The following is a 17,576-nucleotide window of genomic DNA, read 5'->3' as shown; positions in this document are numbered from 1 at the left end:
GTTTGCATGGAGTTTAACTACAACTACAAACGGAATAGCCAGGTATCTGGGCAAGGCGACCAAGCCCAAATGTCCTTCTCCCCAGACTTGACCCGCGAACCGACCTATTTTCGAGGACAGTTGCGGCAAAATATTGCTTTTCGCGAAGCCATTAGTGCTCTCCATGATGTAGTGGTTTCTGACTTGCGATTCCAGCCTCAAGATAAAACCGCCTACAAAGCCTGGGCGGCTCAGCGGGATGATATTGATTGGCAACGGGTGGCTGCTCAACGTCAAGAGGTCACCGAAAAACTCGAAGCCTTTCAAGCTGAACTCACAGACCTGCATCGCCGTAGTTCAAATCGGTTAGCTCCGTTTTATCAGGCTAGACAACAGTATTTTAACTATCTCTATCGCAAAGATTATGATGCCTGGTTTGTCCTTGACCCAGTGATTACGGTTCATCCGGATGAGGTTTTCTTTGAGTGTTTTAGCCAGGATGAGTCCAGTTATGGCCGCTTGGGTGCCAGCTATAACGTTTTTGATCAGGTCAATGACTTTGCCTGTGGCACCACCAATGTCGACTACTCAGCAACCCTGTACGACGAATTTCAAAAAATTCGCAGCTATCGGCAAACCCTTTTAGAAGTCGATCCCTCTGGCTTTGAGGTGGAAACGACGGGAACGGCTGCCTACAAAGAAGTCAAAATTGATTTGCCCGACACTTGGGTGCGAGGCTTTTTACAAGTCAGTTCGGCCATGGCCCTGCCAGCCATCCAATTCGACCTGCATCCGATGGATATTTACAACCTCTGCTTTGCCCTCCGCCGACGCCGGGAAAAGCATGGCCCTCGCAGCCTCCGCTATCACCTCACCCCTGGAGAGCCGATTCGGATGGTCCTAGAACCCTGGGACCAAGAGATCGTTTGTGCCCGCTCTATTTATCAGGGCCATAAACCAGAAATGGTTCGGGTCTGGGGACGACGACGATTGCTGATTTTAGAACGCCTGATTCCTGTCGCCCGTAAGTTTACGGTGCATTTGTTGGGCACAGGACTACCCTCGTTCTACGTGGCGGATCTCAACGATATGTCCTTCACATTAGGACTATCGGGGTGGACCGCCAATGACTGGTCACGAGCAGGCAATTTCGACCTAATGGCCCCCCGCGCCCAGGTGGATGATTGGACAAAGCGCCAGGTGTTTGAAGCCTTGAAACAGAATTGGGTGGAGTCGCCGGCTGATCTGGCTAGGCGTTTAGGGCTGGATCAGTCCGTGGTGTTAGGGGCACTGAGTGCCTATACCCAAGCAGGACGAGCCATTTATGATCTCAACAAGCAGGTCTACCGAGTGCGAGAACTTGCTCGCGATCCGCTCCCCATGGATAAGCTGCGCTTTAGCAATGAACGGGAAGCCCAAGCCACGCGATTCTTGGATCAAAATGCGGTGCGGGTTAGTCAGTCTTCGGTGGATGGGAAGGGTACCCTGCTGTTACAAGGCACGGTTCAGCATGGGGATAAGACATTGCAGCCGATTGTGGCCATTGATCGGGATGAGCGAATGGTTCACGGCGAATGTACTTGCAATTGGCATCAGCAAAATAAGCTCTTCAAAGGCCCCTGCGAGCATATTCTGGCTCTACGGATGCAGCATAGTCGGGCAGTTTCGTAGCGCTATTGGTATGATGCGCCAAGCAACTGCGTCTGCTTTGACTGAAAAATATCTAGAAACGGCAGAAAGTCTGATTTTTACTTAACGGTGCTGTTTTGGTCATGTTCCTAGAGGGGATGGAAAGCCATGATACGGGGCTAGTTTGGTGACGGTGGCTAACCGACTTTGCGACATGGTTCAAGCTGGTGAGGGGGATTTCACCATATCGGTAGGTTCGCCAATTTAACATCCAAATTGCCAGGGAAAGTCCGTGGGTAATTTTCAACTTTCTTCCTTATTTTTGCCGAATCGTTCATTGAATTTGGGAAAGTTGATGGATATCCCTTGAGTTGTTCGATAAATACTTCTCTCGCCATTCCTGGGTAACTTAAATCTCTAGTGATTGTGAATTTAAAAAGACAAGGACATCACTATCGTCCCTTATGGACAGTTGTTTTAGCTGTAGGGATAAGCTTGTGGCTATTCCTCGGCTCCCTCTCCCCGAGCCGAGCCATTCCAGTATCTGACGTGTCTGATCCGCGTCAAGATAATAATTGGGTCATGGATCAGGCGAATATCCTCCGATGGGATAGTGAGCAACAACTGAAGCAGATGATCGATGGGTTAGTCGCTAAGCGTGGAACCGAATTGATAGTGGTAACGGTGCCGGATATAAAGCCGTTAGCTTCATCCAGCGAGTTCGCTGATGAACTGCTGAATCATTGGGAAGTAGATGAGCAAGCGAAGAGTGATTGTGTATTGTTGTTGGTCTCTGAAGAGGGACCCCATGCAGCCATTAAAACAGGAAAGGATGTAAAAACCCTAGATCTTTCCCTGAGGACAATCGATAAAATTCTGACCACCCAAATCTATCCTGCTTTGGAACAAGGATCCTTTGAGGCAGGTATCGTTAATGGTGCTCAAGCAGTAATCGAGGTGCTTGAACAGGAGGACCCATCAGAGATCTACTCGCTGCCAGCCGATGTTCCGATCATTGGTGTCATCCTGATGATGTTTGTCGTGGCTCTCGGTTTCTTTATCTCTACCTTGGTTTTGTGGAGTCTCACCTTCGCGGCATTGGTTCTGACTCCAGCGGTTGTGCTGATGAGTATTGTTCGTAAAAGCCAAGTGCTTCGGGTTGCTCCAGTGGGGTGTACAACCTTGTCCAACCAGGGCAGTCGATTATGGTGGATACGGACGTCCCTACTGCATTGGTTGCGGACAGGCAAGGTAGCGGTCGGGGGAGAAGAAACTCTCCCTATCTATAAAGGAATTCATTTTACTCGCCCAATCATTCAAAGCTGGTGGATTTTCTTTGGCTCCTATTCATCTGTAGGGGTGGTGTTCTCCCATCAGACGGCAGTACGCCATGTCCATGGATTGGTCATGGGTTTTCTGGTCATTTGGTTGGGGTATGAACTGTGGTGGTGGGCTAAACATGACGATCACGGTGGCAGCGAAACCATATCGCTATTTCGTGGACTTTTTCGCAGTAATGTAGTCGCCATTATTTTAGTCTTGATATTGGCTAGCATCCTGAATGTTTTTATTTATAGGACCGCATTAACCCCTTACCTCATCACTGCTTTCGGTGGTGCTTGGGCGGGAACGTTACTGCTGATGCGATCCCTCACCCGTTACACCGAAGTACACTGTCAATCCTGTAATGGCCTGATGCAATGCCTGGAACCTAAAACTATAGAGAGCTATTTAAAACCAGCTGAAAAAGCAGCAAAAACCCTTAAAAGTACCTGCCATGTGGGTTGGGAATGTCCAACTTGTCGCCCTGCTCATACAGAAACCGATGTCAGTATTCATCTATTTCGTGAAGTTGTGAAATCCGATAAGTTTGGATATTGCAGTGAGTGTGATGCCTATACGGTTCGAAATCGTAAAGCTCGGGTGGTTCAACCTGCACAATGGTTTGTAGATGGCGAAAAGCTGATCGTCGGTCGATGCGTTTATTGTGACCAGTCTTCTGAAGTTTATGTGAGCATACCCTGCTACTTACACCGACTCATAAAACCGTAGCTTCCTGGCCTCCAAGATCTATTGCAACGTCTTCTGGTGAGTTGCACTCCAATCTAATCATTCCTCCAGAGAGAGGGGCCGATTATTTCAAGAAAACTGATGTCTAATTTGCAAATGCTCTACATCATATTTTGGGGTGATGATTCTAATCTGATAGAGTGCTAAATTCTGGTATTTATGGGGCGATCGGTATCACGGATGACCCTTGTCTGAACCACGATTCAGCAGGATAGGGGCCATCCTGGGCATGCTAAAGATATCCAGAAATAGCTGCTTAAGAGCCTTAATACAGGCTAATTCAACATATGTTTGCCAACAGACTTAGACAGCGAGAGCGCACCTCGCTGACCTTCCTCTTTGCCCTGGGGTTTAGCCTGCTTCTATCCCTATCCTCACTGATGCCGAGTCAGGCCATTCCAGTCTCTGAAGTTCCTAACCCTCGCCAGGACAATAACTGGGTGATGGATATGGCCGATGTGCTCAGTCCCGACAGCGAAGCACAGCTAAATCAGATGATTACAGCGTTGGAAGCAAGGAATGGTGCCGAAATTGCAGTGGTAACTGTACCCGATACCCAACCATCTGCAACCCCCAAAGCGTTTACGACTGAACTATTTAATACCTGGGGCATTGGTAAAAAAGGGGAAGACAATGGCATTTTATTTCTAGTCTCGAAGAACGAACGCCGGACAGAAATTGAGACTGGATATGGCGTAGAGTCTATTCTCCCCGATGCGAAAGTGGGCAATATTCTTCGCACCCAGGTTACTCCTTACTTTAAGCAAGGCAATTTTGATACAGGTATCGTCAAAGGAACTCAGGCAATCATCCAGGTTTTAGAAGGTGGAACCATTGCCCCGCCGACCCGTGAAGAGTCAGGAGAGTCTGTTGATTTAGGCTGGCTCATTTGGATCTTTGAAAATTTCGACCTCATTATTAAGGGAATCGTTGGTTTTATTGCAACAGGGGTGGTGACGGCTACATCGTTTGTGCTGGTAAAAGTCGTTAGAAAGAGCCATTCCTTTAAGTTCGCTCCAGTAGGCCGCACGACTTATGAAGAGAAGAGAGACACATCACTGAATTTGATGGGTTTGTGGGTTTGGGTATTACGGTGGTTGGCAGGAGATGTGACGAGTCATGATGGACCACGACGGCCTCTTAAAACCAGACTCGTGTTTAACCCGACGACAGAAGTGTTTCAAAGCTGGTGCACTTTCTTGGGGCTGACAATCGGTCTTTGGCTAGCATCTTCGATTATTGAAGGCTATAGTGCCTTGAAATTACTACTGATCTGGGGTTGGTTTGGGTTTGAAATTTGGTGCTGTAATAAGCGTGATGAAAATGGCGCTAGTGCAGTCATAACAACCTTGAGCAAGCTGTTGATTTTTGGCCTTGTAGCCGTTCCTGTTGTACTGATCGTGGCCAGCAGTATCAGAAGCATAAATGTTTTTGTTGCTTTGTTTGCTGCGGTGGGGGGTGCCTCTGCAGGGACGCTACGGTTGTTGCGATCGCCTTCCTGCAACATCGATGTACGATGTCAAGCTTGTAATGGCCTGATGCAGTATTTAGGGGCTCAAACCTTAGATGAATACCTTAAACCTGCAGAGAAAGTTGCCAAAGAAATAGGCAGTACCCAGTTTGAAGGTTGGCAATGTCCCACCTGTAGTTCTGCCCAAGCAGATAAGGGATTTGATCTCCATCTGTTTCAAGAGGTTCTGAATCCTTATAAATTCTCATGTTGTGATGACTGTAATGCTTTTACGGTGACGAGCACATCAGAAATCTTGGAGAAAGCGACAACCACTTCTAATGGGGAAGAACTCTTGACTCGGGAATGTGCTTGCTGTCATCAGAAAACGGAAGAACGAGTGACGATCCCGCGAGTCTCAAAAACTTCATATTCCAGTTCTAGTTCATCAAGCTATAGCAGCAGTTATGACAGTGGCAGTAGCTATAGCGGTGGTGACTATGGTGGCAGCAGTGGAGGGAGTGACTTTGGCGGAGGTAGTAGTGGTGGCGGTGGAGCTGGTGAGAGCTGGTAGTAGATCTCTTCTGGCTCACCTCATTCCTTAGATATAGCCATTATTTTTTACGCTATGAATTCTGACAGTGTTATACCTGAAGTGCTTGTCCCGATTGTTTTAGAAAAAGTGGGTCTAGCTCTATCTCCAACAAACGGGTCCCTCAGGGTATTCTTTAGAACATCTAATGGACGCAGGGACAGAGGCCCAATTCTTGCCAGAGCTGATTCAACGGAGGCATGACGAAAGCCTTAGGGCTATTGGTATGATGCGCGAAGAAACTGCCTCTGCTTTGACAGGGAAATATCTAGAAGCCACAAAAAGACTTATGTTTGGCTAGACACCGAGTGTCATATTCCTGTAGAGGCCTTGGGTACCCCCTCCACAACATCAATGAAAATTAGTCAGAAATATTACTTGATTGTCGATCTTGAAGCCACCTGTGCAGATGATAATTCCATTCCTCGCCGAAGGATGGAGATGATTGAGATTGGAGCTATGCTTCTCAACTCACAAACGCTTCAAATAGAGCGTGAATATCAGACCTTCGTGAAGCCCATTCTTCATCCTGTGCTGACTGAGTTCTGTAAATCTCTAACATCCATTGCTCAACAAGATATTGAAAAGGCCCCACTTTTTCCTATAGCACTCAAAGACTTCCAATCTTGGTTTTACCCCTTTGGCAGTTATCTGTTTTGCTCTTGGGGAGATTATGACAGACATCAATTCAGGCAGGATTGCCAGTTGCATGGTGTTGGCTATCCCTTTCCAGGAGGGCATCTCAATTTAAAGAAAGCCTTTTCTATCCAGATCAACTCTATAAAGAAGTTTGGTATGGCTGGAGCTTTAACTAGGCTAGGCCTGGAGCTTGAAGGTGTCCATCATCGGGGTATTGATGATGCTCGAAATATTGCCCGCATTGTTCAAACTGGTTTATCTTAGCGAGTCTTCTTATACGCAGCCTTCACAACAGATGGTTAACAATCAATACCCCAGCCCAAAACAATGTTGATCGAGCCATGAGTCTAAGAACATGCTGTTTACCATTATCGAAAGTTTTTCTCCCAGTGATGGCGATTCCTGGATCAGCTATTGCCAGTGGCGAGGTTTAGCCTTCACAGGATTTGATTCAATAGATGGCATTCTCAGGCCCAGTCTGTTGGGTGATCTAAAGGATGAAGACTGGAATCATATTGATCATGAAAATTGCAGAGTCCATTTAATAACGGATTACGACTATGCTGTCCACAAGCATATCGAGATTGGTCAAGGCGACTTAGTAGGTTTGAAATTTAGTGAGCATGACGAGAGCGATCCACGTTTTTTGGGATTTGATTTAATTGATGGATATTACGACGTATCCTTGCTGACTAATTGGGGAAATGATGTGGATAGTATCAACCGTTCCTTGTCTCCTAATGCGCTAGTACTGAGTTACCCGATAGTTGAGGCTATACAGCAAGAGCTGTTGCGAACGAGTAATACTGATTCGCACGTTGAAGGATGCCAGATCGTGTCAATATACCGACCGATTGAGACGTAACAAATCGACATGATTCCCCTTTCTGATTAGTTTGGGTTGCCTGCTCAAGCCGACACCGCCAGAAGATTGGTATTCCGCATAGCCATAATGCTCTCTTTCGATTTACCTCACTGATGGAAAGCCCTGCAACTGCAAACCCAGCATAAATATTGGGCATTCTACGAAGAGAGTGTTATGATACACTAACAGTACAAAAGTACTATATAGCTCGGTCAGTTCAGGTTTACCCCTTGCAACCCGAATGGTGCATCGCCATTCATGTGATTAGTCTAAACGCGCATCACTGGCTTGCTCTTTACTGTGCGGGGCTTCGCCCTACCATCGCTGTTACGGTTTAGTTTCCATGAAACTAACGAGCGATGGTAGGGCGGCCCCGCTCGAGTTGAGCAATCCAGTCCGAAGAGGTTTACGAAGAGGCGCTGAACTGACCGGGTTTATTCTTTTCAAAATAGACAGCTATTCATATCATCGAGTTCACCTTCCTGACTCCATGTCCAATCAACCTCGTACCCGCCAAGAACTCTACGATCGCATCCGCCAAAGCTCCCGTGATGAGGTCATCTTAGAAGAAATGGTGCGGTTAGGATTTTGGCCCGCCGAAGGCGAGATGCCCCAAGATCCGACGAATGAGATTCGGCGTAAAGGAGAAATACAGCGGGAACTAGCGGCGTTGCGAGCCGAGAACCGCAAACTACATAACGAAGCCGCCATTAAAAAGCAGCTCTACAAAGAGCGACTCGCTGCTTCTAAGAAGAAGCGCCAAGAAACCAAAGAGCGACGAGAGCAAGAACGACAGGCTCGGGCCACAGCATGGCGAGACCGAAAAGGCCGAGATATCGTCTATCTGGGAGCAGGGGTTTCTGGGGGACTCAATCAGACCGAGTGCGATCGGACCCGACTGCAGCAATATGAACTTCCTGCCTATGGAACGGCGGCGGAGATTGCCAAGGCTATGCAGATTAGCGTTGGACAGTTGCGCTTCTTAGCTTTCTCTCGGCGTACCGCCCAAATCTCCCACTATGTTCGCTTCAAAATTCCGAAGAAAACTGGGGGAGAACGGTTGATTTCAGCCCCCATGCCTCGTCTGAAGCAGGCCCAATATTGGATCGCAGAAAAACTGTTAGCATCCATCCCCCTCCATGAGGCTGCCCATGGATTTTGTCCGGGCCGCTCCATTGTCACCAACGCGACGCCCCATTTGGGGGCCGATGTGGTGATTAACCTCGATCTCCAAGATTTTTTCCCGTCTATTTCCTATCCTCGGATCAAAGGCTTATTTCGTTCCTTTGGCTATAGCGAAGCTGCCGCTACTATTTTCGCTCTGCTCTGTACGGAACCCGATGTGGTGGAGGTGGACTTGGATGGCCAGAATTATTATGTGGCCCAGTCTCAGCGCCACCTGCCCCAAGGGGCACCCACCAGTCCTATGCTGACCAATCTGCTCTGTCGCCGCCTGGATCGTCGATTGACTGCTATGGCGGCAGAGTTGGGATATCGGTATACGCGCTATGCAGATGATCTAACCTTCTCGACGACAGGTCAGCCTCAGCAGCAGGTGGGCAAACTGTTGCGGCGGACCCATGCCATTGTTACCCACGAAGGATTTACGATTCATCCCCAGAAAACGCGGGTTCTCCGCAGTGGTCGGCAGCAAGAGGTGACGGGGGTGGTTGTCAACGAAAAGCTGAACGTTGACCGTAAAACCCTGAAGCGATTTCGAGCGTTGCTTCACCAAATTGAGCAGTCAGGCTATGACGATCAGCATTGGGGGGGGCAGGCGGTATCCTTTGCTGTCATCCAAGGCTATGCCAATTTTGTCGATATGGTAAATCCTGAACGCGGAGCCCAGTTTCAGGCTCAAGTCAAGCGAATTAAGCGCAAATACCCACCCCGCGTTCCAGTCTTTAAACCAGCTTCTTGATTTCACCGTAGGCGCGGTAAAATCCGCCTCGGGCGGCTTCCCGTAGGTCTTCTACGACATACCGAGCCCCTGCTTCCCGCATTTCCTTGGGGAATTGGACATTCCAGTCCGTGTGATAGCCCGCAGACTCGACCCGGACCCGCAGTTTGCTGCTGTCTTTTATACAGACTAGAATCACACCTTGCCCCGCACTAGTAGTGGTTTCTAAGGTAGACGAAGCTGCGATCGCATCTAGTTTCGGCGCTTTCACATTCACCACATCCGGCACTGTACCGGCTTGGGCAGCTTGAATGGCGGCTTCGCTAGCGTCAATACAGGCCAACGATCCATCCGTCGTCACAATATACAGACGATCTTGAATAAACTGCATGGAGAAGGCAGAACCACAGCCCGTTCCCAACTTCCACAGGCGTTTGCCTTCTGCATCAAAACAATAAATAGAAGAGGAGCTGTCTCCGGCAAAGACATATTTGCCGTCCGCCGCCGCCGCACAGGAATAGACTTGGTGATCGCACTCGAGGACCTGTTCCAGCTGGCCTTGTTTGGTGAAACAGTAGACCTGGTCTTGGCTGGTGCCGGCATAGACCATTGACTCTTCCTGCCAACCAAACAGGACCGCCCCCTTCGTTCGCTGATTCCAAATCACCTGACCGTCTTCCCAGTCATACATAGTCACCCCACCGGCATGGCCATGGTAGACACCAATCTCATCGCACCGGACCATCCAGCCATGATCACCACTACTGCGTTGATTCCACTGAGATTCTTCTTCATGATTAATGGTGGTGACGACGCCCTGACGATCCGAGACCCCCAAAATACCGTCGTTGATATCTAGCCAAAAGATATCGACATCGTCGGCAATGGAATAGGCCACTCGGGGAATTTTACCGCTCAGGTCGTAGACCTTCCCGTCATCACAACCGGCATAGAGCCAATCATCATCGGCGACAATACATTTAACGCCATCGGGGAGCTTAAACTCTTGGGTGACTTGGCCCTCGGGAGTCAGGGTAAAGATTTGGCCCTTTTGATTCCCCACCCAGCACCGGGATTCGTCAATAAAGATGCCAAAGGCGGATGCACCGGAGGCAAACCTCCACAACACCGGAGCACGATTGGCGGAAGAGCGAGTACTGGTAATTTCCCGTCGGGTAATGGCCCGTTTCTTTCGTACGCCCTGGACGGCGGGTTCATAGCCTTTGCGCAGCTTTGCTTTAATTTTTTTATCGGCTTCGGCTTTTGCTTTTTCGGGGGTGGCCAAAGTCTTTTCCTGGGTTTGGCCCGCATTGCCAATCCGTCCATACCGAATTTTTAGCTCGGTGCCATCCACCACCACTTCATAAAACTTGTGGGCTATCCCTGCTTCTTCTGACAGCTCTAAATACGTTCTTTCTTCTGCCATGCTGATCCTCTCTAATCCTCTGTCTTATAGGATTCACCTATCAGATCCAGTTTGACGCAAGGAGGGATCAATTCTCTCAATTGAGCAGCTGCTTGTCATAGCTGAGGCCATCACCTTCACCGAAGCCTGCTCTAGATACCGATCAAATACGGCTTGCAATTCTTCGGTGCGAATGGGCTTACTGACATAGTCCTGCATCCCTACCGCTAGGCACCGTTCTCGATCCCCCTGCATGGCATTGGCGGTCAAGGCAATAATATGGGGGCGATCCTCGGGTTCCCATTCCTGTTGAATGGTGGCTGCTGCTGTCAGGCCATCCATTTCTGGCATATGGACATCCATCAACACAATGTCGTAGGTTTGGCGCTTTAGGGCCGCCAAGACTTCATGGCCATCACTGGCGACATCAGCGCTATACCCCAGTTGTTTCAGAATCAGTAAGGCGACTTTCTGGTTCACCGCCACATCTTCTGCGAGCAAAATGCTCAGGGAGTCTGGGCTCACCCGCTCCATCTCAGGCTGCTGTTCTTCTGGCTCGGTCGGTTCCCCAAAAATATTGGCCAGAACATCATGGAGCCGCGATTGCTGAATCGGTTTATTTAAGATGGCCGCAAAGTTGATATTCTTCTGCTGTTGAAGCAATTCATCTTTGCCCAAAGAACTCAACATCACCAAGGGAAAGTCCGCCAGCTGCTCCCGAATCTGCCCCGCCAAGGTTAACCCATCCATTTCTGGCATTTGCATATCCAGGACAGCCAGATCGAAGGAATGATCGGCTGTCAGCAGTTCTAAGGCGGCGGCACCTCCCTGGACGGCCTGGCTGGTCATGCCCCAGGCCTTTGCTTGCAGGGTCAAAATTTTACAGTTGGTAGGATTATCGTCCACGATCAACAGATGCTTGCCATCCAGGTGGGCAGGGGAAATCATGGGTCGCTGAGCCGGATCAGCCACGGGGACGGAAATCGTGAAGCAGAAGGAAGAGCCTTGGCCGACTTTGCTTGTGACCCACATGTGGCCTCCCATCAGCTCACACAGTCGATGACAAATGGCTAACCCTAAGCCCGTACCGCCATATTTGCGGGTGGTGGACGCATCTACTTGGCTAAAGGATTTAAACAATCGATCCATGCGATCGGTAGGAATGCCAATCCCCGTGTCTTTAACCACAATCTGGAGCATATGGTGTCCTGCTCGGACTGGGGTGGGACTATCGGCCGTAACGTCTTCGATATAGACCACCACTTCGCCAGTCTCCGTAAACTTGATGCCATTGGTGAGCAAGTTTACGATAATTTGCCGCAGCCGGGTCACATCTCCCACGATCCACTCAGGAGTCTCGGGTTCAAATAGGTACGCCAACTCTAAGGATTTATCCACAGCTCTCGGGGCGACAATGCGGAGAGCTTGTTCGATACAAATCCGTAGGTCAAAGGGCTGATTCTCAAATTCCAGCTTCCCAGCTTCTATTTTGGAGAAATCTAAAATATCGTTGATCAGGCTTAACAATGCATCCCCGCTGCTGCGGATGGTTTCCACAAAGTCTTCTTGCTGCACATCCAAATCTGTATTCAGCAGCAGACCGGTCATGCCAATCACGGCATTCATGGGAGTCCGCAGCTCATGGCTCATATTGGCTAAGAACTGGGATTTAGATTGATTGGCCGTATCGGCCTCTCGCTTGGCTTGTACCAGGGCCGTATTGTTGGTTTCTAATGCCTGGTGCTGCTGTTGCTCTTGCTCTAAGAGTTGGGCTTGGGCAATGGCAATTCCCACCTGACCCGCCACGGCTTCTAACAGTTCGATGTCTGCTGCAGACCAATTGCGGTTGCGATCGCACTGATGTAGCACAATTACCCCATTGGCTTGGCCCTGATAGGAGGTGCGAGTCGCCATCAAAGACTTGAGCTGGGCCTGTTCACAAAACTGGATTTCCCCCTCAGTCATCTTGTCCCGATCTAGTTCAGGAATAGCCCATACGCGATCATGACCAAAAATTTCTGACAGCAAAGGATGATTGCCCATCTCCAGTTCCAGGCAGGAGGCATAATCTATCTCTAAATACTCCGCCAGATCAGAGTCTGCAGAAGTCTGGATTGAATAGCTTTGAATAAAGCAGCGATTGGTTTCTAGGGTATAGCCCAACTGATCGACGGTGGTTTGGAAAATATGCTGGGTATCGAGGCTGCGACGAATGTCTTGGGTAATCTGCTCAACCAGTAGAACCCGTTGAATTTGCAGATTCAGATTCTGATTGGCGGCCTCTAAGGCGGCAGTCCGCTCTTGAATGACCTGTTCTTGTTCCGCTGTCTGTCGCTGCAGCTGTTGGTTCACCGACTGTAGTTCTTGGTTTTGATCGGCTAACTGCTGATCTGTCAGATAACTCTGGACCGCAGCGGAGATGGTTAACTTCAAATCGTCTGACTGCCAGGGTTTGGCAATGTAGCGATAGAGATCGGCATGGGTAACGGCATGTGCGATCGCATCCACGTCTGCTTGTCCCGTCAGCATCACCGTGATCGTCTCGGGGGATTTCTCATGAATGCGCTGGAGGACTTGATCCCCTTTCATGCCCGGCATGATGTAGTCAGAGATCACCACCGCCACTTCATATTCATCTTCTAGGAGTTCATCCACAATCTCTAGGGCTTCTTCACCCCCCTGAGCCGTTTCAATAGCGCAGTCCTGGCCGATGGATTTGCGCAATTCAATTTTGAGGGACTCTAGAACGGTAGATTCGTCATCCACACAAAGGATAAAAGGCTTACTCATAGCGCTTCCAGGTTTGACTTCAGCAGTTCAATTAATTCGCTTTTACGCCAAGGCTTATGGATAAACCGATGGAGGTCTGCCTCTTCTTTGGCCCGTTCAATCGCTGCCTGATCGGCTTGCCCAGAGAGCATAATCTTGATAATACTGGGATGATCTTGATGGAGTTTGACGAAAAACTCGTCGCCCTTCATCCCTGGCATCAGCCAATCACACAGCACCAACACTACATCTACGCCCTCTTCCTGCAGCTCTTCCACAATTTCTAAGGCTTCGTTGGCATCGATGGCCGCTTCAACATTGCAGAGGTCGCTCAGTTCTTTCTTAATCTGTATTTTGAGACTGTCTAAAATAACTTTCTCATCATCTACACATAGAACCACTGGCTTAACCATCACCTTTATCCATTACTAAACGGCTACTCTATCCCTTACCAGCACTAAGCCAGGGGGATCGACACTGTAAATTGGGTCTTCCCGGGTTCGGATTCCACTGAAATATCTCCCTCATGCTTCTTCACAATCTTTTGGACAATATCGAGTCCTAGACCGCTCCCTTCTCCAGGGGGGTTTGGTGGTAAAAAAGGGTTGGAATATCTTGGGCATTACTTCAGCCGGTATCCCCTGGCCGCTGTCGGCAACTTTGACTTGAATCTGATTTTCCTGTTGCTGGACATCCAGAGTTAAGGTGCCTTGATAGTCCATCGCCTGTAGAGCGTTATGAATCAGATTGGTCCACACCTGACTCAGTTCGTCGTGGTAGCAGGACACCGTTGGAATGGGCTCATAATTGCGAATGACCTCCACCCCATTCTTGAGCTGGCTTTGATAGAGAGTCAAAACCGTTTCAATATCGTAAATGAGATTTGTGGGTGCCTTGTTGCCCGTATGGTCAAAGTGGGAGTAGCTCTTCAGGGCAAAGACCACTTTGGCTGCCTTATCCGTGGCGGTTCTGATCGTCTTAGTGCTATTCAGCAGGGTTGAAAATTGATAGGCCATATCTAAGGTCTGGCGTCCTCCTACCGACTGCAGCCGGGGGACAAGAGCCTCGATCTCTTCCAGATAATTCAGCTCCGCTAAGGTATCCGCCACATCATCAGCCTGATCGATCCCTTCCGCTTCCAGAATGCGGATATTTCCCCGCTTCAGTTTGCGTTTTTCGCGACTACTGAGGATCACCAGATCCTGGTTGGCCGAGTCCAGCAACTCTGTAAATAATTGATGGCACTCCCCCGTTAAATCCTGGAAAAAGCTAGGGAGTGCCCCTAAATTGCGTTCTAAAAAGTCAGAGATATTTTCTACGGAGGATCGGATAGCGCCCAACGGTGTATTGATTTCGTGGGCAATTCCGGCAATTAACTGGCCTAAGGATGCCATCTTTTCCGATTGAATTAGCTGCTCCTGAGTAGTTTTTAATTGTTTGAGGGTTACCTGCAAGTTGTTATTTTTCTCCTGAACCACCTGCAAGGTCTGCTCTAATTCGGTTTGTTTAGCCGCTAACTCCTCTGCCATATGGGTGGTATCAGTCAGGGCCGTGGATCGAGCTTGTAGCAGATAGAGGAAATCTGATGTGGGTTCATGGGTGGCAAAGTCCTGCAGCTTTACCCCATAGTCTTTGAGGTCGGAGAAATCTGTGACCCAGAGGGAGCCGATAAAGAACATCACCTCTTCTGACTCAATGGGCATCAACTGGCCCTTTAACTGGAATCCCTGGTGAATCGATTCGATTAAAAAGAGTTTTTTCGACTTTTTCACCAGGGCATCAAAATCTAGCGCCACTTTTGGACGCTGGATCTGAAAAAAATCATCTACCTGCCCGCCAATCAACCCTTCAGGAGAAATGCGTTGTAGAACCTTGCCCGCTTGCAGAATCTCTAAGTTGCGATTGAAAACAAAATGGAAGGGAAAAACCTGAGCAAAACAGTCGGGGGGTAAACTGCGCTCGATCGGATTAATGGAAGGGGCACTTGACTTTGTATTTAACTGAGAACTGATCATGATCGGCGCCCTCCTCGCGGCTGTGGGTCTGGTTGATATCTACCTCTGTTTCAAAACGTTCTCCCAGCCCTTCTACCAATCCCATGACCATGGGGGCTAGTCCGTCTCGTTCCGAGTGATAATGCAAGGTTAATTCCTCCTCATCCGCTTCATCGCAGTCAAAGGATGGGGGCTGTAACTTGGGAAACATCACACCGACACGGGCATGCAGCTCATCCAGATTCTCCAGGAATTCGGGTAAATCTTCCCCATTCATTTCCATCAGTTCTCCATACCCTTCTTTGGCCGTGAACTGAACCCAATACTTACCGAAGGCATGCATAACTGCTGCGGGAGAGAGCTTTAATACTTCACTAGCAGCCCCCACCAACCGGTAGGTCAATTCATCGGGATAGCCTTCCATACTGATAAAAGCTTCTGTTTTGACCTCAGCTTTTTGTTTGATCGCGTCCCAGGTTGCATCACTAAAATGGCTGCGCACCATCTCTTCAATGGCTTTATTGACTAGGCCATACATGAGAGTCTCCCCAACGATCTAAATTTCAACAGCTCTAGGGTTCCCCATCTACCAAAACATGTTCCAAGGCGTGAAGTTTATTTTGACCATTTTTATCTTTATAAAGACTAATAATCCCGCTCTCTAGCTCGAAAAAAGATTGAAATTCAAGGAAATTTTTTTAGGAATATTTGCTGAAGAGAATAATTTCTAGATCAGCAGAGTGTCTCTATACGAGAATCTGTAATTACTTAAGGTGGAAAGAATATATGTTTAAGGCTGTGAGTATTCAAAATTCAGGAGTTGACCTTTCTTTATTAAGTATTAATAATTAATTAATAATGAGTTTTTTTAAGTTTATTTTTTCAATAATATTGAAATGAGTACTCGTTGAAATAATCAATTCCCAAACCTCAAGACATGCGTGTAACCACTCAAAAAAACCTTATCTATGGGTGTTTCCGTGCATTAAAGTTACGTGATTACACTGATGCGACTCCTAGGCAGACCTAATATTCTCGGATTTATCGTTGAAAATTAAATCAGTTTTTAATGATGAATTGACCCAATCGAAACAAGCTGAACATTTCTCCTTAAAGATATTTATGAGCTGATGCCTATATTTTTTCATCACAAGTAATCGGAGATAAATCCACATAGGTAGCATTGTCTATCTCTTGGATGAAAGGGTATCTAAAGGCACTGTTTCTACGGTAGTGAAAGCTATGTAGAGAATATTCTCTATGGCAAAAATACTAAAATATTTTTTGTGGAAAAATTCAGTTGAGTAGTCAACAACATTAGGCGGTGATTGGTTAATGACTAATCCTAGGCATGATCGAAAAAGTGGATATTTCCCCCTATCCATTCATTCCTTCTCATCTCTATCTGAAGTAACAGCAGATCATATATTTATGCCAGATTTTCGCTGAAGTGTTACCCAATCTTTCATTTGTGTTGTTCATCCATTTAGGACCCAGAAGAATACATGATTACTGCCAATAAACAAGTAACCCAATCCCTGTACAACGATACAGCGGCTCGATGGGTTCGAGGTGGCCCCAGTTCTCTCTCTGATTTCACAGCCCGTCCCGCTATTTTGGAGATGTGTACCCCTGTTTCAGGACAAAAGATTCTGGATCTCGGATGTGGCGAAGGGTACTGTAGTCGCCAACTCCGACAGCTGGGGGCAGCCTCCGTTTTAGGCGTCGATCTTTCCCAACGGATGATTGAAGCCGCCCAGGCTCAAGAACAACAAGAACCTCTGGGGATTACCTATCAGGCAGGATGTGCCACGGACGTCCGTCATTACACCCAGGACCGGTTTGACTTAGTAGTTGCTGTTTTCTTGTTTAACTACCTAACCGTTGCCCAAACCCAGGCTTGCATGGCAGAAATCTTTCAAGTGCTGGAACCCGGAGGGCGGTTTGTGTTTAGCATCCCTCACCCCTCCTTTCCTTATATGCGTCAAGCCGAGTTCCCCTTTTATTTCGAAGTGGATGGCAATAACTATTTCAGTGGACGTGACCAGCAATGTCCAGGGCGCATTTGGAAGCGTGATGGTTCCTGGTTAGAGGTCCAGCTGATTCATAAAACCCTGCAAGATTTCTTTGAAGCCTTGCAAATGGCTGGTTTTTCTAGCATGCCAACTGTACGTGAATTACGGGTTTTACCTGAGCACGTTGAACTTGACCCAGACTTTTTCGGACCGTTAGTTGATTACCCCTTACATATGGCGATTGAGGTGCACAAATGAGAACGATCACT

14 protein-coding genes are annotated in these 17,576 nt (G+C 48.2%); 8 read left to right on the top strand and 6 right to left on the bottom strand.

The features are described 5' to 3' along the window. Positions 1–6: 6 nt before the first annotated feature. The 7 genes from HRE53_RS20660 to HRE53_RS20630 all read left to right on the top strand — a co-directional run bounded on the left by HRE53_RS20660 (position 7) and on the right by HRE53_RS20630 (position 9,145). Positions 7–1,650, top strand: a complete 1,644-nt coding sequence (locus HRE53_RS20660) for an SWIM zinc finger family protein (protein ID WP_235111190.1) — start codon at positions 7–9, stop codon at positions 1,648–1,650. Between the two features lie 384 nt (positions 1,651–2,034). Then, positions 2,035–3,660, top strand: a complete 1,626-nt coding sequence (locus tag HRE53_RS20655; RefSeq protein WP_235107765.1) for a YgcG family protein — start codon at positions 2,035–2,037, stop codon at positions 3,658–3,660. Positions 3,661–3,965: 305 nt separating this feature from the next. Next, positions 3,966–5,702 (top strand): YgcG family protein, encoded by a 1,737-nt coding sequence (locus tag HRE53_RS20650; protein ID WP_235107764.1) that lies wholly within the window; start codon positions 3,966–3,968, stop codon positions 5,700–5,702. A gap of 166 nt (positions 5,703–5,868) precedes the next feature. Then, positions 5,869–6,021, top strand: a complete 153-nt coding sequence (locus tag HRE53_RS20645) for a hypothetical protein (protein WP_212665100.1) — start codon at positions 5,869–5,871, stop codon at positions 6,019–6,021. Between the two features lie 53 nt (positions 6,022–6,074). Next, on the top strand, positions 6,075–6,623 hold the full coding sequence (locus tag HRE53_RS20640) for a 3'-5' exonuclease (protein WP_235107763.1): 549 nt from the start codon (positions 6,075–6,077) through the stop codon (positions 6,621–6,623). Positions 6,624–6,714: 91 nt separating this feature from the next. Then, complete coding sequence (locus HRE53_RS20635; protein ID WP_235107762.1) at positions 6,715–7,224, top strand: hypothetical protein; 510 nt, start codon at positions 6,715–6,717, stop codon at positions 7,222–7,224. 490 nt (positions 7,225–7,714) lie between these two features. Then, positions 7,715–9,145: a reverse transcriptase family protein gene (locus HRE53_RS20630; protein ID WP_235107761.1), complete on the top strand. Its 1,431-nt coding sequence runs from the start codon at positions 7,715–7,717 to the stop codon at positions 9,143–9,145. Here HRE53_RS20630 and HRE53_RS20625 read toward each other — a convergent pair. The 6 genes from HRE53_RS20625 to HRE53_RS20605 are packed head-to-tail and all read right to left on the bottom strand — an operon-like array spanning position 9,129 to position 15,830. Further along, positions 9,129–10,550 carry a PQQ-binding-like beta-propeller repeat protein gene (locus HRE53_RS20625; protein ID WP_235107760.1) on the bottom strand — a complete coding sequence of 474 codons (1,422 nt, stop codon included), beginning with the start codon at positions 10,548–10,550 and terminating at the stop codon, positions 9,129–9,131. The genes HRE53_RS20630 and HRE53_RS20625 overlap by 17 nt on opposite strands. A gap of 33 nt (positions 10,551–10,583) precedes the next feature. Continuing rightward, positions 10,584–13,319, bottom strand: coding sequence for a response regulator (locus HRE53_RS20620; protein WP_235107759.1), 2,736 nt, complete (start codon positions 13,317–13,319; stop codon positions 10,584–10,586). Continuing rightward, positions 13,316–13,711: a response regulator gene (locus HRE53_RS20615; RefSeq protein ID WP_212665095.1), complete on the bottom strand. Its 396-nt coding sequence runs from the start codon at positions 13,709–13,711 to the stop codon at positions 13,316–13,318. Before HRE53_RS20615 ends, HRE53_RS20620 begins: the two co-directional genes overlap by 4 nt. Before the next feature lie 44 nt (positions 13,712–13,755). Beyond that, positions 13,756–13,836 (bottom strand): hypothetical protein, encoded by an 81-nt coding sequence (locus tag HRE53_RS34515; RefSeq protein ID WP_255801491.1) that lies wholly within the window; start codon positions 13,834–13,836, stop codon positions 13,756–13,758. After that, positions 13,823–15,313: an ATP-binding protein gene (locus HRE53_RS20610; protein ID WP_255800808.1), complete on the bottom strand. Its 1,491-nt coding sequence runs from the start codon at positions 15,311–15,313 to the stop codon at positions 13,823–13,825. The genes HRE53_RS34515 and HRE53_RS20610 overlap by 14 nt, the downstream gene beginning before the upstream one ends. Then, complete coding sequence (locus HRE53_RS20605) at positions 15,267–15,830, bottom strand: heme NO-binding domain-containing protein (protein ID WP_212665093.1); 564 nt, start codon at positions 15,828–15,830, stop codon at positions 15,267–15,269. The genes HRE53_RS20610 and HRE53_RS20605 overlap by 47 nt, the downstream gene beginning before the upstream one ends. Before the next feature lie 967 nt (positions 15,831–16,797). Between HRE53_RS20605 and HRE53_RS20600 the strand changes: the two genes are divergently transcribed. Next, positions 16,798–17,565 (top strand): class I SAM-dependent methyltransferase, encoded by a 768-nt coding sequence (locus HRE53_RS20600; RefSeq protein WP_235107758.1) that lies wholly within the window; start codon positions 16,798–16,800, stop codon positions 17,563–17,565. Positions 17,566–17,576: the final 11 nt, after the last annotated feature.

The organism is Acaryochloris sp. 'Moss Beach', assembly GCF_021497025.1.
Classification (GTDB): domain Bacteria; phylum Cyanobacteriota; class Cyanobacteriia; order Thermosynechococcales; family Thermosynechococcaceae; genus Acaryochloris; species Acaryochloris marina_A.
The sequence above is the reverse complement of the archived record's forward strand: the minus strand, read 5'-3'. Positions and strand labels throughout refer to the sequence as shown.

Coding starts and splice junctions, on each gene's coding strand:
- HRE53_RS20645 (WP_212665100.1), top strand. CDS start 5,869: ATGGACGCAGGGACAGAGGCCCAATTCTTGCCAGAGCTGATTCAACGG.
- HRE53_RS20605 (WP_212665093.1), bottom strand. CDS start 15,830: ATGTATGGCCTAGTCAATAAAGCCATTGAAGAGATGGTGCGCAGCCAT.
- HRE53_RS20615 (WP_212665095.1), bottom strand. CDS start 13,711: ATGGTTAAGCCAGTGGTTCTATGTGTAGATGATGAGAAAGTTATTTTA.
- HRE53_RS20635 (WP_235107762.1), top strand. CDS start 6,715: ATGCTGTTTACCATTATCGAAAGTTTTTCTCCCAGTGATGGCGATTCC.
- HRE53_RS20600 (WP_235107758.1), top strand. CDS start 16,798: ATGATTACTGCCAATAAACAAGTAACCCAATCCCTGTACAACGATACA.
- HRE53_RS20630 (WP_235107761.1), top strand. CDS start 7,715: ATGTCCAATCAACCTCGTACCCGCCAAGAACTCTACGATCGCATCCGC.
- HRE53_RS20620 (WP_235107759.1), bottom strand. CDS start 13,319: ATGAGTAAGCCTTTTATCCTTTGTGTGGATGACGAATCTACCGTTCTA.
- HRE53_RS20610 (WP_255800808.1), bottom strand. CDS start 15,313: ATGATCAGTTCTCAGTTAAATACAAAGTCAAGTGCCCCTTCCATTAAT.
- HRE53_RS20650 (WP_235107764.1), top strand. CDS start 3,966: ATGTTTGCCAACAGACTTAGACAGCGAGAGCGCACCTCGCTGACCTTC.
- HRE53_RS20640 (WP_235107763.1), top strand. CDS start 6,075: ATGAAAATTAGTCAGAAATATTACTTGATTGTCGATCTTGAAGCCACC.
- HRE53_RS20660 (WP_235111190.1), top strand. CDS start 7: ATGGAGTTTAACTACAACTACAAACGGAATAGCCAGGTATCTGGGCAA.
- HRE53_RS20625 (WP_235107760.1), bottom strand. CDS start 10,550: ATGGCAGAAGAAAGAACGTATTTAGAGCTGTCAGAAGAAGCAGGGATA.